Below are 24,386 nucleotides of genomic sequence, written 5' to 3'. Positions count from 1 at the left end.
TATACTTCCCCCGGAATTCAAAACACATAATGTATAGTCGCTCCCGCTGGCAATTGTCTCTGCACCGGACACTGCTTCCATCTTCCGTGGCACATTACTTGAAGGCGAATTTTCATTTTGAACGGTTCCTAATACATAAACTTCACCTGTAGTCGTAATTACAGAAGAGTCGCTTGCACTGGCAGCTATTGCTCGCGATTTGGGAAATGTATCGATTAAGTTAGGAGTCATTACGTTGTCTGTGCTAACTTGGCCTAGTTGTCCATATTCATTCGAACCCCAACCATAAACATCGCCATTATCGGCTAGCGCGAGCGTGTGATAGACCCCTGCAGACAGAGCCTTTATCTTGGGTAAGCCTGTTATTCGAACAGGAGATGTTCTGTTTATTGTTGTCTCGTCTCCAAGCTGTCCGGAATTATTACTACCCCAGGCATAGACTTCTCCCGATTCGGATAACGCCAATGTATGATGCATTCCGACGGATATCTCCTTGATGAAAGGAAGCCCTGGCACTTTTGCGGGATTGCTGCGTTCAACGGTTGTTCCATCACCTAGCTGCCCTACAGAATTGACACCGAAGGTGTATACTTCCCCCTGAGGCTGCTAGCGCTACAGCAAACTCGTTTCCACCCTCTATTTGAACTAATTTAGGAAGCCCTTCAATCTTTCTGGGAAGCGTAATTCCCCAGCTCGCCCCCCCCCCGCCTAGCTGACCATAATAATTGCGCCCCCAAGCATACAACTCGCCTTCGTTGGTCAAAGCATATGACGAAAGATACCCGGTACTAACCGCTTTAATTGCAGGTAACCCTTGGGCCTTCGTCAAATCTTCCGTTCTTGCTTCATCAGTGCCGTCTCCAAGGGCCCCATTTGCATTCGAGCCCCAACCGTACACTTCGCCGCTCTCCGTCAAGACTAAGGCATGCAGTGGAGACGCGGCAATCTGGGCAATCACAACAGAAGAAGACGCTTCTGCCCCCACCGTGGAAGGAATTGGAATTAAACCAGACAAGATAAGAAAAATAACAAAGTGGTACAATCGTTTGGATTGAAACATCTCGAACCTCCCCAATTCCTCTTTATACACGCTATTGAATATTCTCTTGACAGGTATTCTTCCACCTATGATACCATAGCAGCGGAAATATATAGGATAATTTGTCGATTATACGAATAATGTTGGGAAAAACAAAAAAATGAAAAGATCGGCAAAAACCCGGTCTCCCAAGTTGAGAGGCCGGGTTTTAACAACCGGGGTTTAGCTGCTGTCGCTGGAGGAGGACAAGGTCCGCTCCGCCAGCAGCATGGGCGCTTCGGAATGGCAAATTCTGCTGCACGTCGCCATTCCGGCCACGACGCCTTACATGTTCACCGGCATCCGCCTCGCGATGGGCACCTCCTACATGGCTATCATCGGCGCGGAGATGATGGCGGCGAGCGAAGGCGTCGGCTTCCTGATCTGGAACTCGCGGCTGTTCTTCCGGACGGACTGGATCTTCGTCGGCCTGATCAGCCTCGGCCTGATGGGCTTCATAACCGACCGCATCGTCGGCTGGATCGGCCGCAAGGTGCTATACCGCTACGGCGTAGTCGGCTCGACTCCCGCACCGAACCGCCGATAAAGCGGGTAATAAATAACTTTAACAACTCTTCCATCATCAATAATTTACTTTTTATATAATAATGCATTGGTATTTTCGCCGTTGTGATACGGTTCACCGTATCATCTATAAAGCGAAAATGAAAGGCACCCGAGTGGATGCCTTGATATGTCTTACCACTATCGCCGGATCATCTTGACGTTCCTGATCCAGAGTTCTTCATTAGTCAAGGATATGGGCTCCGCAGACATCACCGGCGTCAAAACCAGCTTATCGTCAGCTTTTCTTTCACCCGTTCGCTTGCGCCAGCATGTTCAGCAGCACCGTCACGGCCTCTGCTCTCGTCGCAGGGTTCCCCGGCGCATACCGGTTCGCGCCGCTGCCTTCGACGATGCCCAGCTGGCTCAGGGCCGCGACCGCTCCTTTGGCCCATGCCGGAATATCCTGGTCATCGGCGAAGCCGGTTGCCGTCGCTTGGACGGACTGTCCCAGCGCGCTCGAGATCATGACCGCCATCTCGGCACGCGTAATCTTCGCATTCGGACGGAAGGTGCCGTCCTCGTATCCATGAATGATGCTGGCCTGCACGGCTTGCGCGACGGCTCGCTGCGCCCAGGCGCCGATCTGCTCCTTATCGGCGAATGCAAGCGCCGCTCCCTCTTGCTGCGGCTTCAACGCATTCATCAGCATGACCGCGAATTCCGCGCGCGTCACCGCGGCATTCGGCTTGAACGACCCGTCCGGATAGCCGCCGACGATTTGCATGCCGACCGCTTGCTTGATTTTCGTCTCCGCCCAGTGTCCCGAGATGTCGCCGAGGCTGATCGACGGCGTCGCGCCGTCCGTCGGGTCTGCCCCTTCGCCTACGCCGAAGACCGCGAATTTGGTTAAGTGATTCACCTTGACGGTAATCGTATTCCCGTTCACCGTGCCTCCGACCTTGACCCAGGTCTTCTTTGCTTCGTCATAGAAGAATACGGCAGGGATTTGATTGCCTTTTAACACTTGCGGATCGAACGTGAAGATCAGCGTGATATCCTTCTCGAAGTTTTCCGCGAAGCTTTTCAGAATTTCATAGACCGGGGTGGCCGGCACGTCATGGCTTGTAAGCAGATTTTGCGTGTCCGTCACTTGTTGGATCGTGATTCTCAGCGCTTTGCCGGAGGCATCGGCGGGAATCACGACCTTGACCCGGTTCCCCAGGCTAACCTCGCCTGACTTGCCGACGGGAAGCGTGAGCGTACCGTCCGACGAGACGACGTTATTGCCGGCAGCCGCCGATCCCGTCGGTCCCGTCGATCCACTTCCGCTGTCATTGGATGTACTCGCCGGCAGCCACTTCGCGTACAGCGTCACGTCCGCCGTCCCCATCGTGAACGAAGCGCCTGCGGCATAGTCCGTGCCGCTGCCGTCCGCTTGCGTGTTCCAGCCCGCGAACGTGTAGCCTGTCTTGGCCAAGCCGCTGACGTTGCCGGACAACGACACCGCAGCGTTCTGCTCGTACAAACCGCTGTCCGCCGGCGCGCTTCCGGACGTAGCTCCGTTGGCATTATAGCTCACAGTGTACGTAGGATTCTTCGTCCACTTGGCGTACAGCGTCACATCCGCCGTCCCCATCGTGAACGAAGCGCCCGCGGCGTAATCCGTACCGCTGCCGTCCGCTTGCGTATTCCAGCCCGCGAACGTGTAGCCCGTCTTGGCCAAGCTGCCTGTGTTGCCATACACCGATGCCGTGACACCCTGCTCATACGAGCTGCTATCTGCCGGTGTGATCCCGCTATCGCTGCCGTTACCATCGTAAGTCACAAATTTTTGTATCGCACGCAGATAAGGATATCCGTCATTGCCTGACGCGTTTATCCCCCCATATGCTTGTAAAATCCCAGCCCGCATAGGTACTTTGCTTCCCCATATCTAAAGTCGATAAGCCAATGCCCTTGCCTGTATCCGATTGGTTGGTTGTTTCCGAGTCATAGAAGCTATCGCTAACCGTAGCATAATTATTACCGACCAAACCGCCTGCTGCACTGCTTCCTGTTACGCTTCCCGCGGCATAGCTCTTGTCAATCGGAGCATAATTATCACCGATCAAGCCGCCGACATTATGGGTCCCTGTTATACTTCCCGTATGATAGCTGTTGCTGATTGGAGCGTTATTTTCGCCGACCAAGCCGCCGACACTTTCGGTCCCTGTTATACTTCCCGTATGATAGCTTTGGTCAATCGGACCATAATTTTCGCCTACGAAGCCGCCGGCAGTATAGCTTCCTGTTATACTTCCTGCAACAAAACTGTTGGCAATTGCTCCTCCATTTCCACCTGCCAAACCGCCTGTTTTCGTAACGCCTGTTATACTTCCCGTAACATAGATGTTGCTCATCGTTCCGCTATTCCAACCTGCCAAACCACCAACGTAGTTAGATCCTTTAATATTCACATCCACTAGTTTCAGATTGGTCACGCTGGCATTTTCGTTGTTAATAAAACCAAATAGCCCTGTAAAACCGGCTGACCGATCAATAAAGAGGTTCGTGATCTTGTGTCCATTGCCATCCAGATTCCCCCCTAAATGGCGTATTTTCTCCCCCGATGGGCTCCCAGCCTGCTCCTGACCGATAATCGCTCAGGTCCAGATCGGCCGTGAGCTTGAAATACAAGCCACTCTCCAAGAAGTAGTTTCTGAGCTTATCTAATTGCAGGGGAGTTGCAATCTGAAACGGATCATTCGCTGTTCCCGTGCCACTATACACGGACGCTGCAGGCTCTCCCCCACTTCCACCAGTCATACAACCTTAAGTTGGCATTCCCCATCGTGAAGGTAGTGCCTGCAGGATAGAGAGTCCCCGTTCCATCCCACATCGTATTCCAGCCCGCGAAGATAAAACCCGGTCTCTCCAGCCCCCCCTTGGTCCGGAACCGTAACAGTTGCCCCCACTTCATATGAATTACTATCGGTTGGCGCACTCCCGGTTGCAGCGCCAGTGCTGTAATACTCCACACTCCCTTTGGAGACGTAACACGCTTTCTTTACACCATTGATGGGATCGCTGACATGGAGATGATCGATCATACATGTCACACCTGAGGTAAACGTAGCAGAATTATAGGCTCCGTTCGCGCCAAAATAGACAACCTGCGTTCCCGGAAACTTGCAATAGTCAAGCTCATCTGCACACTTAAACATCTTGCTCGTGTCAATGGAACCCGTATCGGCCGAAGCCGGCGACGCAAACGAAAATGAGGACCATACCATCAACGCCAGCAATAAAAGAATAGCGCCCTTCTTCAGCAACTTGTCATTCACTCCACTTCTTTATTCTGGTGACTGCTTATTCAGGTGACTTCTTGTCGATTCTTGAAACTTCAACCTACTATAAAACGATAGGGGATAAAAAAAAAATCCCCCCGTCCGGGGGGATGCGCGGGAGAAGGATGTCAGCCCAATATGCTTAATTCTCTAGCACGCTGAAGTGCTCGTACGCGGTTGTTTACCTCAAGCTTTCTGTACACGCTTTTAATGTGCGTCTTGACGGTCTCCCCCGTAATGTTCAGGCGAAGGGCGATTTCCTTATTCGGCAGGCCGTCCGCGATCAGCTGCAGGATCTTCGTTTCCTGTTCGGTCAGCACGCTTCTCATCGGTTCCGGCGCGGACTGCATCGCTTGAAGCAGCCGCTTGGCATAAGCCCAAGCATCACCTGGCGCAACGCGAACGGGAGCCTTCGGCCTTGTCTTCACATACGCGGACAGCAGCAGCTCCATCTCCGCGCCTTCGTCGACGAAGCTCCGGATATAGCCTTCGGGCCCGGCCAGCTGCAGCGCGGTCTCCAGCTTGGCCAGCGCCTCCGCCGCCCGGCTCATGCGCTGCAAGATCACGCCCTGCAGGATAAGCACCTTGATGCGGTCCCGGAGATGATCCTCCCTGCGCAGCAGCGCATTCAGCCGGTCCAATAATCCCAGCGCTTCTTCCGGCCGTCCGCCTGCCGCGAGCACCCTGGCATACGCCATATGCGCTTGCACCTGATCGAGCGCGACTTCGTCCGTATGGGACAAGCCGCAGTCCTGCAGCCACGCGAGCGCCTCTTCGACGGCGCCCTGGCGCAGCGCCAGACAAGCCTGCTCGGCTTCGATCTTCAGCATGAACAATCGATATACGGGCGTGTCGAGCTGCGACTTCAAGTCCGCGAGCAGCTCCGAAGCGCGGTCCGGTCGGCCTAAGGCCTGTTGAATCCATGAAGCGCCGATGGCGACCTGCGTGAAGATCCGTACATAAGGCCGGACATCCCTTCGTCCAAGCGCCAGATTCGCATACCGTTCCGCCTCCTCCAGCCGATCCCACTCGTACAGCAATTTGCTGTAAGCGGCGAGGAAGGTGCCCGCAAGCGGATACTCGGTCTTGTTTCCCAACACATCGGTCCAGCGGGATAGGAACACATCGAGTGCATGAAGATCATTGATATGCGCCAAATAATCCGTAAAGGGGTTATAGCCGACATACTGGTAGCGCCACATCGTTTGAAAGACGCTGCCCTCCGGCATATAGCGTTCACATCGCTCATAGTATTCGGAGGTTTTGACCAAGTCCTTTTTTCAGAAAAGCGTCGACCGCGCTGAAAAAGTAAATATTGCCCATTGCTTGCTTCCATTCCGGCTCACTCAGCTTATCCTTCAGCGCTTGGAACCGAGCCCGGGCCTGTCCGATTCGAAGAGAAGCCGCTTCATGATCCCCTGTCCCCGATAGCACCGTGATATAGAACAATTCGACCAAGGGCTTCTCGGCAAAATAGGACTCCGGGATCGCCTTCATCCATCTGATAAACGCAATACTCTCGGACTGCACAAGCGCATCCAGATTTTTCTCGATTAATCGAACGGCATCCGCATAGTGATGTCCTGCCAGGTAATGCTCCATCGCATCCTCGTCCAGCCCGTTGCGCTCCAACCAGCAAGCGGCATTCCCATGCGCTTGCGCCCAGTCGTTCGTATCCGTCCTCGCCCCCATGCGCTGCAGAAAGTCCGAGAACAAATGATGATACCGGTACCAGCTCCGCTGATCGTCGAGAGGGATGATGAACAAGTTCAACTGCGCTAATCTCTCCAGATAGCGCTCGCTATCCTGCCGCCCGGTTACAGCCTGACATAGGGAAGCATTCATTCGACTTAGAATAGACGTCGCTATGAGAAAGGATCGCATATCTTCCGTTAGATGACGGAAGACTTCTTCCAGCAAATAATCCGATATATGATGCTGTCGCCCGTTGAATTGACGGATGGATTCAGCGATATTATCGCTGTTCCTCAGAGAGATCGCCGCCAGCTCCAGCCCGCTGATCCAGCCCTCGGTCTGGTGAAGCAGCTCCGCCACTTGCGCTGCAGTTAACCCTAATTCCGTCATGTTCCGGAAGAAGACATGCCCTTCGTCCAGCAGGAAGCGCATGTCCTGCATCGTGATGAGATTGCATTCGCCCTTGGCCATAAGTCTGGCGGTCGGGATCGCCAACTCGTTGCGGCTCGCGATATAGAGATGAATGTGGGCGGGCAGATGTTCAAGCAGATAAGCCAAAGACTCATGAATCATAGCGCTCTCGATGAAGTGATAGTCATCAAGAACGATCGCAAGCTCGTTCGTTAACCGATCCAGATCGTTCAGCAGCGAAGGCACCGCATATGCCCGCGACGCCCCAAGCCCCTTTTCAAGGAAAGCGCAGATCTCCTCTCCAAAGCCTGGGACTAACTCCTGAATAGAGGCCGTAACGCCGTTCCAAAATTGAATATAATCGTTATCCCTCGCATCCAGCGACATCCAGGCGACAAGCGCGTCGCCTTGTTTCGCCCATTGGCTTAACGCGGTTGTTTTGCCATAGCCGGCTTGCGCGGAGATATGCGTCAGTTTGACTTGCATTCCCTCGTTGAGCCTATGAGTCAGCCTCGGTCTAGCCACCACCTCGTGACGCACATGGGGGGATATAGAGCTTCGTACGTACGATCATGGGGAGCCCTCCACATTCATTCATCGATGATGATACCCGCAGCTTTGAAATGACCTTGGGTTAAAATTTTACCGAATTGAGATGCAATTTCCTCCGGCGCATAAGAATTAATATTTTGTACCCACCAGACCACAACTCCCATAAAAGTCGACGCAACATATTGAAGCAGTAATTCCTTGGAGATCGCTAATGGAACGTTATCCAAGCCATCATTTACTGTGCTTTTTATAAGATTTTCCATCTTAGATTGAAAACCATGAATGCCATTCTCATCAACTAGCATTGCTTTATAAAAAGGAATGTTATCGTTAATTTTTTCGAGTATGGTCTGCATGAGACTTTCCAGCTTGGAAACACGAAGCGGACTGTTCCTGCTGGAACAAAGTGTGAGCGTATTGTTTACTTCATCCAATTGTTCTTTCATATAGGAATGCAATAGATCGGGCTTGTTCTGATAATGGAGATAAAACGTATTTCGGTTGATCATCGCCTTATCGGCAATATCTTGGATCGTGATCGCTTCATATCCCTTCTCATGAAGAAGTTTTGCAAATGCTTTTTTTAATAGAGCTCTTAGAGCGGATGATTCGCAAATCGGTTTTTTTTGTTCATACCCAATCGTTCCCTTATATTTTTTTTGATAGTTATGCGACAGAAGCTTAATCTTTTGTATTTTAAAGTTCAAAAACAAAAATATTAAATATTGAAGCTTGAATTGTATCTAATCATAATGGACTTAAGATAAATATACAACAAAACGTTCAATATTTATCTGAATGCAAATTAAATACATGGAAGGGAAGATGTTATATGAAAACAATAGCGATTGTCGGAGCTGGCCAGGGATTAGGAATGTCTATTGCAAAGAAGTTCGGACAAAATGGATTTCGAGTCGCGCTTATTGCCCGCAATGAGGAAAAGTTGAACCAACTGGTTGTTGAACTGGAACAATTAGGTGTTGAAGCAGCAGCGTTTCAAGCGAACATTTTAGATAATGCCCAACTTGGTTTAGCTTTTGCAGCCGTCAAAGAAAAATACGGATTTATCGATGTACTCGAATACAGCCCAACGCCAAGTATCGATACAGTGGCAGGTCCATTAGAGGTGACGGAAGAAAATGCGCTTTACCAGTTTCAATTCAACGTTTTAGGTGCGATATCCAGTGTTCGAAAAGTGCTTCCGGATATGTTGGAAAAACAAAGCGGAGCTTTATTATTTACGACAGGAGCCTCTGCCATCCATCCAACTCCGATGATGGGGAATGTCGGAATTGCAAGCGCCGGTCTTCGTAATTATATTTTTAACTTGAATACCGAACTAAAGGACAAAGGAATTTACGCAGGGCACCTTTCGATCGGAATCTGGATGCAGCCGAATTCGGGGGGTTCAAGATAAAATCGCCGATATTTGGTATGACATGTACACCAAACGAGATCGAGTCGAAGAATTAATTACACAAGATCAAATATGAATCGGAAGGAGCCGGAGCAGAGGACCATGAACATCACCATTTTTGGGGCAAGCGGTGCCATCGGTCAGCTTCTAATGCGATTAGCGTTAGATAACGGCGATTCCGTTACGGCATACGTTAGAAGCCCTGAGAAAATCAAGCTAAATCATCCGAATCTGCGGCTTGCAAAAGGGGAACTCTCGAACGCTTCGAGTCCAAGTAAGAGGCTTCATTGGCCGTAGGTCCGTTGCTTCTTAAACGGAGGTTCTATTCTGCCCAGCCTCATACTCCGAAGGCCAGATGCCGGTCTCCTTCTTGAACAGCTTGCTGAAGTAAAGCGGGTCCTGATAGCCTATCAAGGCGGCGATATCCTTCATTAGCAGCCGCGGCCGGGCTTCCAGCAGCTCCTTCGCGCGCTTCATGCGCAGCGACAGCAAATACTTGGCGGGCGACATTCCTTTGTAACTCGTGAACAGCTTGCTAAGATACGAGGGAACGAGCCCGAATTTCTCGGAGAGCGTCTGATGATTGATCGGTTCCGTCAAATTCGCGCGCAGGTATTCGTCCAACCGCTCCATCAATTGCTTGGATCGATCGTTGTCGTCGTCTTGCGGCCCTTTCATCGCGAAGGCCATTTTATAGACGAGGCTTAGATTGACCAGCAGCTCGTCATAATTTTTTGCCTGCAGCACCGCTTGATTCAGATCGGCTTCAAAATAAGCGGTGTAGTAGCGGGAACGCGCATCCAGTACCCCGAGGCACAAGGCGGCGATCCGATGGACGAGCTTCTCCACTTCGTATTGGCGCGGCTTGAGGCGCCTCCACTCGTCGACGAGTTCGCGCAATATGTCGAGGAACTGCTCGTAAGATCGTTGATTAAGGGCAAACAGCAGCTTCTTCTCCACGAATGAATTTAACTTCGGGACTTCGAAGACCAGGTCGGTCGATTGGGACAGCGAAAAGATCCGCGATTCCCCGATCGAGACCGTCCGGTTAAGCCTTGCTCGCATCATCTGCGCAGTGGTGCGGATATCGTCCAGCGCCAGCGGCCCGGACATCCCGATGGTGATCGGCGTGCCGATGACCTGCCGCCACCGGTCGAGCAGCGCTTCGGCGAATGCGCGCGTCGTCTCGTCGTATCGGGCTTCCGTGCCGAGAGAGACGATGAGCTTTTCGGAATCGGTCTTGCCGTCCAGCACCCAGAATGGCCCTTCTCCGGCGATTACTCTGCATGTCTCAGTCAAGTCGAACCGCGCCCAGCTCTCCGCGGCGGGACTGCTGTCCTCCATCGCGAAGCTCGGGAAGGCACAGGCGCAGAGGTGCAGGAGGCCGTATACGCCGCGTTCGGGGAGCGCGGCCGGACGCGCGCCCTTCGGATGCCCGTCGCTGCCCAGAAGCTCCTCCATATACTTGTCGACGGACGCTTGCCGCTGCCCTTCCACTTGCGCGGCGATTCGAAGCAGCAAGCTCCTCAGCTCCGCCAAGGAGAGCGGCTTCAACAAATAATCGAAGACGTTCATGCTCAGCGCCTGCTTCGCGTATTCGAATTCCTGATAACCGCTAATAATAACGGGGACGATAGCCGAAGCCGAATAAGTCTCTCTGAGGCGAGTAATCAGGCCGATGCCGTCCAGCACGGGCATCCGAATGTCCGTGAAGACGACGTCCACCTCGACGGTCTGCAGCGCGGACAACGCCTCTTCCCCGTTGTAAGCCGTCGCCACGACCACGAAGCGCGGGTCCGTCATCTCGATCGCCAGCTTGATGCTGTTCAGAATCGGCTTCTCGTCTTCAACCACCAGCACTCGGATCATGCCTTGGCCCTCCTATCGTGATGATCGAACCGCGCGGTTCGCCGGACGCGACCGTGAAGCGCATGGCGCCGCCGTGCAAGAGCTTAAGCCGCACGATCGTGTGATGCAGCCCGAGCCCTCCGGGCTTCGACTCCGACAAGCCGGCAGAGACGTCTCCAGAGAACCGCTCGGTTTTGCGCAGCAAGTGGACAAGCGTCTCTCGGTCGAAGCCGCTTCCGTTGTCCTTGACCTGCATATGCCAATGCGACTCGTCCAGCCACGCTTTCACCTCGATCCGCCAAGGCGGCGCGATCGTCGCGAACGCATGCTGAAAGCAATTTTCCACGAGCGGCTGAAGCATCAGCTTGGGTATCGGAATCGCCAGCGCCTCGGGCTTTACATCCAAGCTGTACGTCAGATGATCCGGATACCGTTCCTTCATAAGCTCCAAATAATGCTCCGCGCACGCGACCTCGTCTTGGATCGTGACGCCTTGCTCCTGGTAGGTCGTAATGTAGCGCAGCATCGCGGACAGCTTGTAGCAGATGTCCATGATCTTCGGCACCCCCCGCTTCCAACCCTGCTGCTCCGATCACCGACAGCACGTTATAGAGAAAATGGGGATTGAGCTGGGACTGCAGCGCCCGGAACTGCGCGTTCAACTCCTGCGAACGGGATTCGACGACCTGGTTCATCGAGTGCTTCAACCGGTCGAACATCTTGTCGAACGCCCGGTTAAGCTGAACGATCTCGTTGCTCTTGCGATCATTGGCCAGGTCGATCGACAAGTTATGCAAGCCCACCTTCTTGACCGATGACGTCAATTGCTTGAGCGGTCTCGTGAGCTGCCGGGTGATTAAATAGATGATCAGCAGCGTGATGGCCATCAACCCGATGCCGATCACGACAAGCGTTTTTCGTAAAATCAGAATGCCCGGCAGCAAGGAGCCCGACGTGTCGAGCAGCATGACGGTCCAGCCGGAATAGGCCGATTCGGCAGCCGCCGCGATCTCGTCGTTCACCTTTCGATGCCCCACAGCCATGCTGTCGATCATGGAATCGATCTGCTCCGGTTCGCCCTTGCCGTATACGATATGGCGCTTGTCGTCGTAGACGAACACCCTGACCTCGGGAAGCGTCGACAGCTGGACGATACGCTCGAGCTTCCCATAGGGCTGTTGAATCTCGAGCATGCCGTACGATTCATAGACGTCCCGAATCTCGCGATAAATCGAGACGATCTCCGTGCCCTGGTCCGACCAATAATCCGGGTGCGGAGGCGCGATCATCCGGTTGCCGTCGTAGTGCAGAAGCGCCGCATAATCTTCGGCGAATTGAGGGGAAGCCATACGCGCGGCGACGACGGACTCGTCGACCGGCGAAGTCCCGTAATTGATATAATCGCCCTTCGCGTTGTACAGACTGAATCGCATCGCCGTCAAGTTCGGTCCGTTGATCGAGGCGAGCATGTCCATGACCTGGTGGCGGTCTTCGAGATGACGATCGAAATAATTGCCCGAGTCGGAAGCGTCCGCCTGGTCCGCATGGATGAACGCGTTCTGAACGACCTTGTTTGTAACCGTTTGCAATGCCAGGTGATCGAGCTCGCTCAAGAACCCGTCCAGCTGCTCGGACGTCTTGAGCGCGATCTGTTGGAGATTGTCTATCGCATTTTGCTCCAGGCTTCGCGCCATATAAGAATAAAAGAAGCCGAAGGCGGCGACGATCACCGCCAGCACCACGATCGAATAGTTAAAAAACAGCTTCGTCTGCATGCGCAAAGAGCTCAATCGCGGCGCTCCCCTTCGCTTCGTCTGCTGCGTGTTCGGCCGATCAGCCTTTTACGGCTCCCGACGTCATACCGGCGACGATATACTTCTGCCCGATCAAAAAAAACGATCACGATCGGCGTTGCCGTAATGACCAAGTCTGCGAATACGAGGTTCCACTTGCCTGCGTACTGACCGAAGAAGTTGTAGACTGTCAGCGGCAGCGTCCATTTTTCCGACGTATTGAAGAAATACAACGGAATCATGAACTCGTTCCAGATCGACATCGTCAGAATGATGACGTTCGTCGCGACCACCGGCTTGAGAAGCGGCAGGACGATCGAGAAGAACATGCGGTATGGCCCGCACCCGTCCACGATGGCCGCCTCGTCGAGCTCCCGCGGCACCGACCGGATGAATCCGGTGAAAATGAATACACTGTAGGACACGTTAATGCCGATATAGATAAAAATAACACTTGCGTAAGTTCCCGACAATTGCAAGATTTGCATCAAGCTGATCGTAGGAACGACCGAGAACGGTGCGATCATGCCGAGCAATATCCAGACGAACAGGATGCTTGTGTATCGACTGCTCCTCCTGGCAATCGTAAACGAGCACATCGCGGAGAACAATACCGTCAGACAGACGCCGAAGAATGCGATAATGACGCTATTCTTGAACGCCCGGCCCATGCCGCCGCTTTGGAATACGGTGGCATAGTTGTCCCAATGCCATTCGCTTGGCAGCCTCAAGGTGTACGCTTGCGCTTCCAGCGGGCTTTTCAACGACCCCAGGACCATCAGGGCGATCGGAACGAGAATCGCCAGGCTCGCGACGAGCAGCGCCAATTCCAACGCATAGCGTGTCAGACGTCCCGTTGCCATCAGTAATCGACCTCTTTGCGTTTAAGATAAGACGTCACGACCAACGTGACGATGGCGATTATGCCGAACAAGATCAACCCCATGGCGCTCGACCGGCCGTACAGCCCGTTGGAGAACGCGCGGTACACTTGCGTGTTCAGTACTTCAGTGCCCGATCTTCCGTTCGTCAGCACGTAGACTTGATCGAATACTTTAAATCCGCCGATCAGGTTCAGCGTCATGTTAATCGTGATCGCAGGCATCAAGAGCGGGAACGTGATCCGCCTGAACTGCTGGAGGCGCGACGCTCCATCGATACTGGAAGCCTCGTAGTAGTCTCTGGAAATCGTCTGCAGCCCCGCGAGGAAGATCATCATGCAGAACCCGCTCCACTTCCACACCTCCAGGCTCATCACGATCGACATCGCCGTCCGATTGTCCCCGAGCCAGTTCAGAGCGTAGCGTCCCATTCCTAAATCTTGAAGCAGTCGGTTGAAGATGCCGTCCATGCTGAAGATGGCCGAGAACAGCAATCCGACGACCGTCACGCTGAGGACGGCCGGTATATAATAGACGGCTCTCAGAAACTGACGCGTGATCAGCTTCCGATTCAAGCCGAGCGCGAGCAGCAGTCCCAAGAACACCTTCAAGAACGTCGTGACGGCCGCGAATGCGAACGTGTTCGTGAGCGCCTGGTTGAAGTCGGAATCACTGAACAAATACCGGAAGTGATCCAGACCGACGAACTTGACCGCCGCCCAGTCGGTCAAGTTTTCGGATCCCCAGTTGGTGAATGCGAAGCTGAGACCGACGACGCTAGGGACGATGAAGAACAACCCGTAGAACAGCACCGTGAAGTAGGTAAACGAGTAGGGGTAATACCGTTTCAAGCCCATAAGTCCACTCCTAGCGTGAGGTGTAGGAAAGGTCTTGCCGCTTGCGCAAGACCTTTCCGGAGATCGATGAGATTAGAAGCCGGGCTGTTCCTTCTGCTTCATGTAATCCGCGTACTTCTTGTCCCAGGCGCTGATCACCTGGTCCGGCGTTTTGGTCCCGTCGACCGTCATATCCACGTACAGCTGCCACAGATCCGGGAAAATCGGGCTCGCGAACGCCATCGGATCGTTCAACTGCGCGATGTATTGATTCGTGGAGATGTAATGATCGACGAGCGCTTTGACTGCCGGATGGACGGAGCCGCCATCGACGTCCTTGAAGCCCGGCGAGCCCGGATTTTCGGCGAAATACAGGTTCATATACGACGGCTGCGAGATCAGGTTCAGCACCCGCTTCGCCGCGTCCACGTTTTTGGCGTTTTTCGGAATGAAGAAGCCTTGCACGAAGGCGCCCGTCCCCATGATCTGTTTGTCGCCGAACGGCAGCACGAACGCGCCGATTTGGTCCGGATTCATGTGGTTTTTCGTCAGCAAGTCGCCGACCGTCCACTCCCCGTTGTAGAGCATGGCGGCTTTGCCGGTCGCGAGCGCTTCCTTGGCGTTGTCGAACGTCGCGGTCATGTGATCCTTGTTCACGTAACCGCGCTTGTACAGGTCCGCGTAATCTTCCAGAACCGTCTTGAACTCGGGGATATCCGCCCATTTGATCTTGTTCGTCAGCAGTTGATCCCACGTCGCCTGGGCTTTGTCGCCCAACAACACCGGCAGGCCGATCGTCATGAAGATTTGCGTCGTCCAGGAGTCTTTATTGGACATGAAAATCGGCGTGATGCCGTTCCCCTTCGTTTTGATCGTCTCCAGCACGTTCAAGAAATCGGCATAGGTCTTCGGCTCGGACAAGCCCAGATCCTTGAATACCGCCTTGTTATAGTATGCCGCGGCGTAGAAGCTCGAGGATTCCACGGGCATGGCGTATACTTTACCGTCGGTCCCCTTCAGCAGGTTCGGATTGGCCAGGCGTGCGATCCACGGCTCGTTGCTCAGATCGACCATGTTCTTCGGAGCGTCGATCGTGATGTATTCCGACGGCGCGTTGTTCATGAGTATGTCCGGCACTTCTTTCGTGGCGATCTTGGTCTTGACCAGATTGTAGTACTGGTCGTCCGGAACGACTTGAATGTCCAGCGTGATATTTTCATCGGTCTTGAGCTTTTGCGCGATCTTCTGGTAGGCTTCCTTGTATTTGGCTTGCGAGGTGAGCAAGGATACGGTGACCGCTTCCTTCTTCCCTTCTTCTTCGGGTTTCGCGCCGGCAGTCGCAGCGCTCGGGCTCGCCCCCGCGCTTGCGTTCGCGTTCGAATCGTCTGTTGTGTTCGAACCGCAGGCCGCCGCGATCATCATCGCGAGCAGCATCATCGGCATAAGCGCGATTCGTTTGTTCCAAGGCTTCGTCATCTGTGTGTTGCCTCCCTATTCGCATCCGGTTATCGTTGCAAGGTTAGTGTAAGCGTCCGGCGACAAGACATAAATAGATAGAATGGAACAGTTGATATGGAAAAAATGAAAAAAATGCGTCTTGCTGCTGCATGGGACACTACATTTCTACAATTTCCATGTGAGCTTTTTCATTATTTGCATTGATCGGCAGTAAAGCCGCCCTTACGATTGTGAAAGGGCTTACATCACGGTTCAGACTTCATTATATAAAATCGAGGTGTGTTTATGGAAAAGAAGAGTACACGATTGCGCTTCTCGCTGCTCGCGCTATGCGCAAGCATCCTGCTGGCGATCGGATGGGCGCTGCTTCCTGCCAAGGTCGCGTATGCCGCGACGACGGTCACCGTCATGCCGGATATGCCGGGGCTCGGCATCAGCTCGGAATTCGCGGTCCAAGTCAGGCCGGCGGGAACTGGCGCATGGACGACGGTCAAAGCGTTCTCCTTTACGGGCAGCTATGCAAACCACATGGCGAGGGTGACGGCCGACGGCCCGATCGACGTTCAGATCACGCGTCTGGCGGGCAATATCGGGACGTATTCGTTCGAGCCGAAGCGCTATAGCATCACCCCGGCCGTGAGCGCCAATACGTTGACGTTCACCGCGAGTCCGCTTCAGAAATTCGCGATCTCCTGGGGCTCGAACGCGGATAGCTGGCTCACTTTTGTCGTGGAGCCCGTGGAGACGAACGCGCCCGGTCCAAGCGATGCCAATGTCGTCAACATCGCGAACTTCGTCTCCGATAATACGGGCGCGACGGACGTATATGCCGGCATCGACAAGGCGATCAATTATTTGCTCGAAACGCCGGGCAAGTCGATCCTCTATTTTCCCGACGGCATCTACCGCACCCACTCCGTCGAGTTGAATCTCGTCGACAACGTCTCCTTTTACTTCAGCGCCGGCGCGAGAATCGTGTGGGACGAGAACAGCTGGGGCTCCAACATCTTCCGGGTGAGCGGCAGCAACAACGTCAAGTTCTACGGAAGAGGCATACTCGACGGCACGTTCCGGGTCCATGGCGGCAGAGGCGCGTCGGGCATCGGCTGGTGGGACGGCATCAATATGACCCATCTCTCGGGCAGAATATCGAACGGCTTGACCGTCGACGGCATCTGGTTCCTGGATACGCCGAATTCTCCCATGCGCACGGAGGGCGGCAATAACGCGACTTTTTACAACACGAAGTACATCAACTACGGCGGCATCATGAACGACAATATCGTCGTCTACGGCGGCAGCAACATAACCTTCGACGAGAGCATCGGTCTGGCATCGGACGATTCCTGGTCGGCGCATACGGGGGCATGGGGCGGCTTCACGAGTACCTACAATGTCACCTTTTCGAACAGCACTTACATCTCCAAAGGCGACGGCAACCACGGGGGCATCGCTTACGGCTGCAACGAGGCGAACTACGAAGGCGGTGATGTCTGGGGGATTACGTACCGGAACCTGTCCATTCCCCAATTCGGACAGACGCTCGACGCGTTCAACAGCCCCGTGAACGGGAAGTACGGGAATTTCCTGTTCGACAACGTCCAATTCACCGGTTCGTCGACGATGACCCATACGGCGTTCGACCACTTCGTGAACTTGAGCGGCACGGTCATTCTGAATAACATGGCCTTCAAGGATACGGGCGGGCAGATCGCCGGCAATCCGTCGAACAAGATCACGGACCTGTACATCAACAATCTGAAAATGAACGGCACTGCGATCAACTCCGCCGCGCAGGGCGGGTTCACGATTACGGATGCCAACAACGTCCATTGGAACACCGGCAGCTACCCGACGTTCACGCAAGCCGGCGCCGATCCCGGCGCCTCCGACGATTCCGGTGTACAGCCTGCCGATCTCCGACAACTTCAACGACGGCACGCTGATGAACTGGTGGAACCTGTCCGGCTCGCACTTCGGCACGGTCGCCGTCGCCAACGCCAACGAGAGCGGCCCCGACAAGAGCGTCAGTCTGAACGATACGGAATGGAGCGGCGTCGCCGGCATGATCAAACGCTTCACCCCGCAAGGTCAGGACAAAGTCGTCACCGTCGAAATGGATGTAAAGCCTACGGCTGCGAATAAAATTTCCAACCTGTACATCAACGACCGGGTAGGCGCCATCGTCGCCGGCGTTCGCTTCTACAACAACGGAAAAATCCGCTATTTCGGCACGAAGGGCTCCAACTTCGATCCGGGCATCGATATCACGACGTACAGCGCGAACACGTGGTATCACCTCAAATGGGTCTTGAACGTCGGGCAGCGGAAGTACGACTTGTACATCGGAACGGGCAAAGGCGTCGTGCCGGGCACGCCGACCTTGAGCGGAATCGCGTTCAAAAACGAAGTTCCGAATATCGCCAGCGTTCGGATGGACACGGAGAGCACCTGGCTGGTGTACGATCAGCAGCTCACCTCGTTTAACGTGGACAACGTCGCGATCAGCTCCGCGGCCGGCGGCAACACTGTCGTCAACGACGACGACAGCGGGATCGTCTACGGCGGCGCATGGGGATACGCGGCCAACCGGATATTCGGCGATCATATGAACGACGTCCATTACGCGAGCGCCAACAACGACTTCGTGCAGTACGCGTTCAACGGTACCGGAATCAGCTACGTCACCGAGAAAAACGCCGATGAAGGCAACGTGGACGTCTACATCGACGGCGTGTTCCAAACGACGTTGAACTTGAGCTCGCCGTATAGACAGGTTCAGCAAAACGTCTACACGAAAACGGGCTTGTCCAACGGCCCGCATACGATCAAGCTCGTGAAAACCTCCGGCACGTATATGCTGCTCGATGCTTTCTACGTAACGACCGCCTCGACTCCGGCGACGGTTAACGACAACGCGAGCGGCATCTCCTACACCGGCACGTGGGCCGTATCGAGCGCGAGGGGCTTCGGCGATTATTACGACGATCTCCACTATACGACCGTGGACAACGATTTCGTTCAATACGCGTTCAACGGCACGGGCATCAGCTACATCGCGGAGAAGAACAGCGACCAGGGCAACGTGGACGTCTATATCGACGGCGTCTTTCAGACGACCGTGAACTGCAATGCCCCCGGCCGGCTCGTCCAACAGACGATCTACAGCAAGACCGGGCTATCCGGCGGCGCCCATACGATCAAGCTCGTCAAAAAAATCGGGAACGTACATGGTGGTCGACGCTTTTAATGTGATACCTTAAACGTCATCCGTTCGTTAGCGCCTTGCGAATCGATGGGAGGTGCGATGGTGAATTACTCAATATTAGATGATGAAAGTAACCTAACTGTAGGATTATGTGAAACCATCATAGGACTTTCAGGAGAATATCCTCTAATTGAAGAAGACGGGCTTTATCACAAACTCATCCTTGATGGATTTCAAATAACGCAATCATTTAAAGAATATAGTGTGAAAACAAAATCTAGTGTCGCAAATATTCGACTGAGCATTATGGATGTGCACGGAAATGATATAGGCTCCTATTACTTTTTGTTAAACACTCCAATCTTCGTGCACAAAGAAGGGTCTGAAAATATAAAAAAGTCATACTGAACTAACTGGAACACTGCTAACCAAGGCGTCAAAAGAAGCCTTAGAGATTTGGAGTAAATGGCGAGTATCGCCTCCTACTTCTATTAATTCATGGTCTAGTTTCACAAACCAACAAAGAAAGGGTTGGCTAGAAGTCGTAAGATTATATTTCAAGAGAATTGATAATCAGCTGGATAAACAAAATGGAATCTATACTCTTGATGCGACATTCATTAAAGATTCGAGTTCATTCTTTTGTGCACTTGGAGAAGCGATTAATGGTCCCGGTGGCTACTTTGGATTTGATTTATTAAGCTTGGAAGATTGTCTTTGCGGTGGCTTTGGTGTAATGCCTCCCTTTACCCTGAACATTTTAAATGCAGAGCATTTTTTAGAAGCAGATGATGTTTTTATAACAAAACTACATGAAGTATTAAGTAAACATCAAGTAAAACTGATTAGACTATAGTTTTGTGAGGTTGTCCCAAAGCCTTCTCAAGTTGAAGCACAAAGCTGAAACGAAGCCGAAATCGTCAAACGGGACGAAGCGGAGAAATTTCCAAAATTTCCTGCTTCGTCCCGTTTGCGTTTTTGGTCTATCGTTACTTTTTGAGCAGATGATGCGCAAGGCAAAGCCATCCGACCTCAAAGCTCACCTTGTCCAAGCCTCGAAGCAGAAAGCGCCGGAATCCACGGTTGTTTTTTGCTTGAGCAAATACGCTTTTCGGCTCAATTATGCGACGGACGGACAACTCATAACCTTCTTCACTTCGCAGCCGTTCCCGCATTAGGCCAGCAAGGATTCAGTTAAATGGTACAATTATACTAAAGGTGAATTATCGACATTTTGGGGGTAGATGATCAATGCATAAAACAGCTCTTCTCAAAGAGTTGGCGGAAAACGGTTATAATATAGGATTTGGAGCTAAAAAAAAATTTTGCTACCTATGATATTATTTCTAAATTACCTGGGATTATTTCATTAGTAGGTTTGCTTATAGGCGTAGGTCAATTAGCCTATCCTGCTTATAAATATAGTACAGGCATATCAACGTTGCTAATTATGGCAAGCATTATTGCCCTTACTATGAGTTCCTATAATGCAGAAAAGGAACGTTATAAAGAGGCTGGGGTAGAAATGACGACATTATTTAATAAACTTCGTGTGCTGTATTACACTGTACAGAATTCCTCAGAACAGGAGTTTACTAATGAAGTTGAAGAACTGGAAAGAATCAAACAAAGATTTTATGACATATCGATAAGCCAACAAATCTTTGGTGCTGATTGGTATGCCCATTATAAATTTTTTAGTCAACATCAGATTGATTGGGTGAACGAACAGAAACAGTTTAAATTTTTCAAAGACAAAGTCCCCAAGTCTTTTTTATTCTTTATTATTTGCATTATAGCGGTTGTATATCTATGGATTAATATATTCGTTAGTTAAAGGAGAGTAGTAATGTTAGCACAATCGTTTGAGGAGTTTGTGAACTCTTTGCAATTAGATAATACTGAAGATATACAAACCAAATTTAAGAGCATAACCAAAAGGTTAAACACAAGCTTTTATAACAACAATAGTGAAGAAGAACATGGGTATATTGTTGGGTCAGTAGGAAGGCAAACCGCCATAAGCGGCGTAAGTGACATGGATATGCTTTTTGTTCTTCCTGATGCCCTGTACAGCCAGTATGACGGCGATGATTGGAATGGCCAAAAAAGAATTACTTAAAGCGGTCAAAAAAGGAATTACAGAAGAGATACCCTAACACCGAACTCAGAGGGGATGGACAAGTCGTAGTTATTACTTTTAACAATTATGAAGTAGAACTATGTCCTGCTTTTGAGGAATCTGATGGTAGTTTTACCTACCCTGATTCAAACAATGGAGGTAAATGGAAGAGGACTGACTCCTTAGTTGAAATGGGGGAAAGTGAGTATATGATAGATCATACAAGTCAACACTTTAAGTACGTATGCCAAATAGTACGTGCTTGGAAGAACCATATTGGTTTTAAAATGGGTGGTCTATTGATTGATACATTGGTACATAAGTTTTTTAAGAAATATCCCGACTATTACAATGCCACTTTTGATGATTATTTGGTTCTTCTCAAAGACCTATTCTATTACTTAAAGGGACTCAATAAAGACCAGAAATACTGGTTTGCTTTGGGAAGCAATCAACGTGTCTACAATAAAGGTGGTAAATTTGTCAACAAAGCAGATGATGCCTATGCATTGTTAAAAGATTTAGATAAGGATAGTGAGGGAGTCTCAGAGAAGTTACAGGAAATATTCGGAAAATCCTTTCCTATACCAGAATCTATTACTAAATCAGAACATATGGCATACGCAAGTTTTCATGTGTCTGACTCAGAACAATTTATTCATAATCTATTCCCTGTGGATATAAAGTTTAATGTCAGAATTGATTGTGAAGTTAAACAAAATGGCTTCAGAGAGACCTTACTTCGTGTATTGCTAAGAGAGAAGAAGCCATTACTTCCAAATAAAAACCTAACTTTTTTTTATATCTTCAAATGAACTCGAAGAAAAAGGATTACCCTTTGATGTGTATTGGAAGGTAAGGAATCGTGGTGAAGAGGCAATTAAAAGAAATAAGCTAAGAGGAGAAATCGTTAAGGGTACTTCTCGCAAGGTTGAAGAGACTCAGTTTAAAGGCGGCCATTATGTTGAATGTTACATTGTTCATAACGGAGTATGTGTAGCCAGAGACCATATTGATGTCCCAATAGCCAACACCTTTGGGCATTTTTAGCCACGTTGTTATAGGGTACCTATCTTCCTTTTGTGTTAACATAACAGGAGGGAACAAACAAAAACAAATCTAATGTAAGAAAAGTAAAGGGGCTGTCCCAAAAGCCCTCTAAAGTTGAAGTAGAAAGCTGAAATGATGTCAATAATAGCCAAACGGGACGAAGCAGAGGAATTTCCTGCTTGGTCCCGTTTGCGTTTTTGGTCGATGGCTAGCTTCTTGAGCAGATTATGGGCAAGGCAAAGCCATCCGACCTCGAGACTTACCTTGTCCAAGCCTCGAAGCAGAAAGCGCCGGAACCCCCGGTTGTTTTTTTACTTGGCCGAATACACTTTCCGGCTCGATCATGCGACGGACGGATAGCTCATATCCTTCTTCGCTTCGCAACCGTTCCCGCATTTCATTCTTTTGCCGCCAGTACGTCAGGCTTACGGATATCTCCCGGTTACCTTTGGCTTTGGTGCATGCGGTTTTAAGCGGACAATCTTCACAGCTTGCGCTCCGGTAATGGCGCGTATGTATCTCGTAGCCACTCTCTGTCGTCGTTTTACTCTCGTAACGGAACGCAAGCTTCTGTCCGGCTGCGCAGGTCCAACTGTCTTCCTCTTCGTTGTAGTGCCAGTTGTCGATCTTGCCGATGTCTTTTTTCCAGGCTCTGCTCTTTTCTTTGTGGTAGGTGCCGTACTTTACGAGGGCATGGACCTGCTCCTTTTCCAGATAGGCATAGTTCTCCTCCCCGCCATAGCCTGCGTCTGCAATGACGGTACCCGGCAGCTTGCCCAGCTTTTCTTTAACGCTCTCCAGATGCGGCTTTAGACATCTCGTGTCTGTCGGCCGCTGATGTACGCTGTAGCCGAGCACGAACTGGTTTTCCGTTCCGATCTGCACATTGTAGCCCGGCTTTAGCTGGCCGTTTCGCATATGATCTTCTTTCATCCGCATGAACGTCGCATCCGGATCGGTCTTGCTGAAGCTGTTCCGATCGCCCAAAAGTGCCTCTTGATGCTCGTATTTTTGAAGGCGTGGCAACAAGTCTTTCCGCAGCAAACGAACCGCTTTTTTGAGCGGCTTGTCTTTGGGCTTGTCTTTGGGCTTCTCCTGTAGTTGTTCCTCTAGTCGCTGGATGGCCTGCTCCAGCCGGTCTGCCGTGAGCTCCGACGCTTCTCCAAGCTCCAGTAGATCAGCTCCGGCGTGCTCGGCATCCTCTTGCTGCTGCGCCTCTTCGATGGCTCCAAACAGCGTCCGCACCTTCTCTTGCAGCTTCGCGTGCTGCTTGACGACCGCCTTCTTCCAGACGAACGTGTAGCGGCCCGCATTGGCCTCAATCTTTGTCCCGTCGATAAAATAATGCTCGAGCTGTACATATTTTTCTTCCACGAGCAATTCCAGCACAGCCGTAAAAATCTGCTCGAGCACGTCCTTCATCCGTTCCGAGCGAAAACGGTTGATGGTGCGGAAGTCCGGCTGCTGGCGGCCGGCGAGCCACATGAACATGATATTTTCGCGGACGGCTTTGGCAATCTGGCGAGAGGAATAGAGGCGCTGCGTGTAGGCATAGATGATGACTTTGGTGAGCATTTTGGGGTGATAGCTATGCCGTCCGCCGCCGGGATAGGCTGCGTCGAACAAGGCGTCGCTCAGACGGTTCACCGCGCTATTCACGACGCGTACGAGATGATTTTCAGAAATATCCGTTTCCAAATCCATTGGCAGACAAAGTTGATCCATGCTATATTGAATGTACAAAGAAACCGTTCCTTTCGTAAATGGTTGCTCGACACTTCCATTTTACCAAAGAACGGTTTTTTTTTTGTTTTACAAAAACAAAAACAGGGCTGCCCCTCAGGTCATTTTCATGATCCTTTTGGGACAGCCTCTTTTTTATTGTAACTGGAACTGATCAATAAAATTAGACTATCTAAAGGTGTTGTTTGTTTGCCCCTTCACTACGCCGTTTTGTCTCTTGCTTTTCGGCTTCTCTGCTTAGTTGTGATTTCTTCCCTCAGTGTATTGCAACTTCTTTCGGGTTCTGCCATTGCTCACTTGAGGGATGTTGCACTGGCGAAGCCTTAAACATTCTTTGGATCCCGTTGAACACGGCTCGCTCTCCCAATGTTGTCAGGTTAAGCCGCTATAGTCCCCGCCGCTTCGTTTTTGTGAATTTGTTGGCCTTGGTCTGCTTGGTTCGTTTGAATGTGCGGTCTTTG

At 51.5% G+C, this 24,386-nt stretch carries 21 protein-coding genes and 5 pseudogenes; 11 read left to right on the top strand and 15 right to left on the bottom strand.

The features are described from left to right. Positions 1–51: 51 nt before the first annotated feature. Together OMP40_RS41950 and OMP40_RS18475 are read right to left on the bottom strand one after the other, a co-directional pair. Positions 52–540, bottom strand: a pseudogene (locus tag OMP40_RS41950) (RCC1 domain-containing protein); the annotation flags it as partial. A gap of 10 nt (positions 541–550) precedes the next feature. Beyond that, positions 551–1,060 (bottom strand): RCC1 domain-containing protein, encoded by a 510-nt coding sequence (locus OMP40_RS18475; RefSeq protein WP_277533605.1) that lies wholly within the window; start codon positions 1,058–1,060, stop codon positions 551–553. A 205-nt stretch (positions 1,061–1,265) separates the two neighbouring features. Here OMP40_RS18475 and OMP40_RS18470 point away from each other — a divergent pair. Next, positions 1,266–1,625: pseudogene (locus tag OMP40_RS18470) on the top strand (ABC transporter permease); the annotation flags it as partial. Between the two features lie 267 nt (positions 1,626–1,892). Here OMP40_RS18470 and OMP40_RS18465 read toward each other — a convergent pair. From OMP40_RS18465 to OMP40_RS18445, 5 genes are all read right to left on the bottom strand, one after another. Beyond that, the gene (locus OMP40_RS18465) at positions 1,893–3,497 is read right to left on the bottom strand and encodes an S-layer homology domain-containing protein (protein WP_277533603.1); all 1,605 of its coding nucleotides are present in this window, start codon (positions 3,495–3,497) and stop codon (positions 1,893–1,895) included. Next, positions 3,445–4,065, bottom strand: a complete 621-nt coding sequence (locus OMP40_RS18460; protein ID WP_277533602.1) for a GLUG motif-containing protein — start codon at positions 4,063–4,065, stop codon at positions 3,445–3,447. Before OMP40_RS18460 ends, OMP40_RS18465 begins: the two co-directional genes overlap by 53 nt. A gap of 974 nt (positions 4,066–5,039) precedes the next feature. Further along, a complete protein-coding gene (locus OMP40_RS18455) occupies positions 5,040–6,140 on the bottom strand; it encodes a LuxR C-terminal-related transcriptional regulator (protein WP_277533600.1) in 1,101 nt (366 codons plus the stop codon). Between the two features lie 16 nt (positions 6,141–6,156). Continuing rightward, positions 6,157–7,542 carry a MalT transcriptional regulator family protein gene (locus OMP40_RS18450; RefSeq protein WP_277533598.1) on the bottom strand — a complete coding sequence of 462 codons (1,386 nt, stop codon included), beginning with the start codon at positions 7,540–7,542 and terminating at the stop codon, positions 6,157–6,159. A gap of 65 nt (positions 7,543–7,607) precedes the next feature. Continuing rightward, positions 7,608–8,276: a TetR/AcrR family transcriptional regulator gene (locus OMP40_RS18445; protein WP_277533596.1), complete on the bottom strand. Its 669-nt coding sequence runs from the start codon at positions 8,274–8,276 to the stop codon at positions 7,608–7,610. 125 nt (positions 8,277–8,401) lie between these two features. Between OMP40_RS18445 and OMP40_RS18440 the strand changes: the two genes are divergently transcribed. After that, positions 8,402–8,986, top strand: coding sequence for an SDR family NAD(P)-dependent oxidoreductase (locus OMP40_RS18440; RefSeq protein WP_277533595.1), 585 nt, complete (start codon positions 8,402–8,404; stop codon positions 8,984–8,986). A 72-nt stretch (positions 8,987–9,058) separates the two neighbouring features. Continuing rightward, positions 9,059–9,283 (top strand): NAD(P)H-binding protein, encoded by a 225-nt coding sequence (locus OMP40_RS18435; protein ID WP_338131179.1) that lies wholly within the window; start codon positions 9,059–9,061, stop codon positions 9,281–9,283. 12 nt (positions 9,284–9,295) lie between these two features. On the opposite strand, the gene OMP40_RS18430 is transcribed toward OMP40_RS18435, so the two are convergent. The 6 genes and pseudogenes from OMP40_RS18430 to OMP40_RS18410 form a co-directional block, all read right to left on the bottom strand. Further along, positions 9,296–10,855, bottom strand: a complete 1,560-nt coding sequence (locus OMP40_RS18430; protein WP_277533590.1) for a response regulator transcription factor — start codon at positions 10,853–10,855, stop codon at positions 9,296–9,298. Continuing rightward, positions 10,833–11,360 (bottom strand): sensor histidine kinase, encoded by a 528-nt coding sequence (locus tag OMP40_RS41945; protein ID WP_420872017.1) that lies wholly within the window; start codon positions 11,358–11,360, stop codon positions 10,833–10,835. Before OMP40_RS41945 ends, OMP40_RS18430 begins: the two co-directional genes overlap by 23 nt. Before the next feature lie 64 nt (positions 11,361–11,424). Continuing rightward, positions 11,425–11,721, bottom strand: a pseudogene (locus OMP40_RS41940) (sensor histidine kinase); the annotation flags it as partial. An 899-nt stretch (positions 11,722–12,620) separates the two neighbouring features. After that, positions 12,621–13,490 (bottom strand): carbohydrate ABC transporter permease, encoded by an 870-nt coding sequence (locus tag OMP40_RS18420; RefSeq protein ID WP_277533586.1) that lies wholly within the window; start codon positions 13,488–13,490, stop codon positions 12,621–12,623. Then, positions 13,490–14,359 carry a carbohydrate ABC transporter permease gene (locus tag OMP40_RS18415; protein WP_277533584.1) on the bottom strand — a complete coding sequence of 290 codons (870 nt, stop codon included), beginning with the start codon at positions 14,357–14,359 and terminating at the stop codon, positions 13,490–13,492. Before OMP40_RS18415 ends, OMP40_RS18420 begins: the two co-directional genes overlap by 1 nt. A 78-nt stretch (positions 14,360–14,437) precedes the next feature. Beyond that, the gene (locus OMP40_RS18410) at positions 14,438–15,820 is read right to left on the bottom strand and encodes an ABC transporter substrate-binding protein (RefSeq protein ID WP_277533583.1); all 1,383 of its coding nucleotides are present in this window, start codon (positions 15,818–15,820) and stop codon (positions 14,438–14,440) included. Positions 15,821–16,087: 267 nt separating this feature from the next. Here OMP40_RS18410 and OMP40_RS18405 point away from each other — a divergent pair, with 267 nt between their 5' ends. From OMP40_RS18405 to OMP40_RS41935, 3 genes are all read left to right on the top strand, one after another. After that, the gene (locus tag OMP40_RS18405; RefSeq protein WP_277533582.1) at positions 16,088–17,947 is read left to right on the top strand and encodes a glycoside hydrolase family protein; all 1,860 of its coding nucleotides are present in this window, start codon (positions 16,088–16,090) and stop codon (positions 17,945–17,947) included. Between the two features lie 1,162 nt (positions 17,948–19,109). Next, positions 19,110–19,418, top strand: coding sequence for a hypothetical protein (locus tag OMP40_RS18400; RefSeq protein WP_277533581.1), 309 nt, complete (start codon positions 19,110–19,112; stop codon positions 19,416–19,418). A gap of 13 nt (positions 19,419–19,431) precedes the next feature. Further along, on the top strand, positions 19,432–19,866 hold the full coding sequence (locus OMP40_RS41935) for a barstar family protein (RefSeq protein ID WP_420872016.1): 435 nt from the start codon (positions 19,432–19,434) through the stop codon (positions 19,864–19,866). Positions 19,867–20,002: 136 nt separating this feature from the next. Here the strand turns inward: OMP40_RS41935 and OMP40_RS18395 are convergent. Continuing rightward, positions 20,003–20,182 (bottom strand): annotated as a pseudogene (locus OMP40_RS18395) (transposase); the annotation flags it as partial. 79 nt (positions 20,183–20,261) lie between these two features. On the opposite strand from OMP40_RS18395, the gene OMP40_RS41930 reads away from it, so the two are divergent. The 5 genes from OMP40_RS41930 to OMP40_RS18375 are packed head-to-tail and all read left to right on the top strand — an operon-like array spanning position 20,262 to position 22,182. Then, the gene (locus OMP40_RS41930; RefSeq protein WP_420872015.1) at positions 20,262–20,348 is read left to right on the top strand and encodes a hypothetical protein; all 87 of its coding nucleotides are present in this window, start codon (positions 20,262–20,264) and stop codon (positions 20,346–20,348) included. Then, positions 20,317–20,847, top strand: a complete 531-nt coding sequence (locus OMP40_RS18390; RefSeq protein WP_277533580.1) for an SLATT domain-containing protein — start codon at positions 20,317–20,319, stop codon at positions 20,845–20,847. The genes OMP40_RS41930 and OMP40_RS18390 overlap by 32 nt, the downstream gene beginning before the upstream one ends. Positions 20,848–20,859: 12 nt before the next feature. Beyond that, a complete protein-coding gene (locus OMP40_RS18385) occupies positions 20,860–21,132 on the top strand; it encodes an SMODS domain-containing nucleotidyltransferase (protein ID WP_277533577.1) in 273 nt (90 codons plus the stop codon). Then, positions 21,105–21,947 (top strand): SMODS domain-containing nucleotidyltransferase, encoded by an 843-nt coding sequence (locus OMP40_RS18380; protein WP_277533576.1) that lies wholly within the window; start codon positions 21,105–21,107, stop codon positions 21,945–21,947. The genes OMP40_RS18385 and OMP40_RS18380 overlap by 28 nt, the downstream gene beginning before the upstream one ends. A gap of 28 nt (positions 21,948–21,975) precedes the next feature. Beyond that, entirely contained in the window at positions 21,976–22,182 is a 207-nt protein-coding gene (locus OMP40_RS18375; protein ID WP_277533575.1) for a nucleotide-binding domain-containing protein, read from the top strand. 35 nt (positions 22,183–22,217) lie between these two features. Here OMP40_RS18375 and OMP40_RS18370 read toward each other — a convergent pair. Further along, positions 22,218–23,925: pseudogene (locus OMP40_RS18370) on the bottom strand (IS1182 family transposase). Positions 23,926–24,386: the final 461 nt, after the last annotated feature.

This window comes from Cohnella rhizosphaerae, assembly GCF_029525575.1.
Classification (GTDB): Bacteria; Bacillota; Bacilli; order Paenibacillales; family Paenibacillaceae; genus Cohnella; species Cohnella rhizosphaerae.
This window is presented reverse-complemented; position numbering and strand designations above follow the sequence as displayed.

What these genes read in the sequence shown, in the direction of transcription:
- OMP40_RS18435 (WP_338131179.1), top strand. Translation starts at nt 9,059, where the DNA reads ATGAATCGGAAGGAGCCGGAGCAGAGGACCATGAACATCACCATTTTT.
- OMP40_RS18440 (WP_277533595.1), top strand. Translation starts at nt 8,402, where the DNA reads ATGAAAACAATAGCGATTGTCGGAGCTGGCCAGGGATTAGGAATGTCT.
- OMP40_RS18385 (WP_277533577.1), top strand. Translation starts at nt 20,860, where the DNA reads ATGTTAGCACAATCGTTTGAGGAGTTTGTGAACTCTTTGCAATTAGAT.
- OMP40_RS18455 (WP_277533600.1), bottom strand. Translation starts at nt 6,140, where the DNA reads ATGCCGGAGGGCAGCGTCTTTCAAACGATGTGGCGCTACCAGTATGTC.
- OMP40_RS18475 (WP_277533605.1), bottom strand. Translation starts at nt 1,060, where the DNA reads ATGTTTCAATCCAAACGATTGTACCACTTTGTTATTTTTCTTATCTTG.
- OMP40_RS18400 (WP_277533581.1), top strand. Translation starts at nt 19,110, where the DNA reads ATGGTGAATTACTCAATATTAGATGATGAAAGTAACCTAACTGTAGGA.
- OMP40_RS18430 (WP_277533590.1), bottom strand. Translation starts at nt 10,855, where the DNA reads ATGATCCGAGTGCTGGTGGTTGAAGACGAGAAGCCGATTCTGAACAGC.
- OMP40_RS18405 (WP_277533582.1), top strand. Translation starts at nt 16,088, where the DNA reads ATGGAAAAGAAGAGTACACGATTGCGCTTCTCGCTGCTCGCGCTATGC.
- OMP40_RS41945 (WP_420872017.1), bottom strand. Translation starts at nt 11,360, where the DNA reads ATGCTGCGCTACATTACGACCTACCAGGAGCAAGGCGTCACGATCCAA.
- OMP40_RS41930 (WP_420872015.1), top strand. Translation starts at nt 20,262, where the DNA reads ATGCATAAAACAGCTCTTCTCAAAGAGTTGGCGGAAAACGGTTATAAT.
- OMP40_RS18410 (WP_277533583.1), bottom strand. Translation starts at nt 15,820, where the DNA reads ATGACGAAGCCTTGGAACAAACGAATCGCGCTTATGCCGATGATGCTG.
- OMP40_RS18465 (WP_277533603.1), bottom strand. Translation starts at nt 3,497, where the DNA reads ATGCGGGCTGGGATTTTACAAGCATATGGGGGGATAAACGCGTCAGGC.
- OMP40_RS18420 (WP_277533586.1), bottom strand. Translation starts at nt 13,490, where the DNA reads ATGGCAACGGGACGTCTGACACGCTATGCGTTGGAATTGGCGCTGCTC.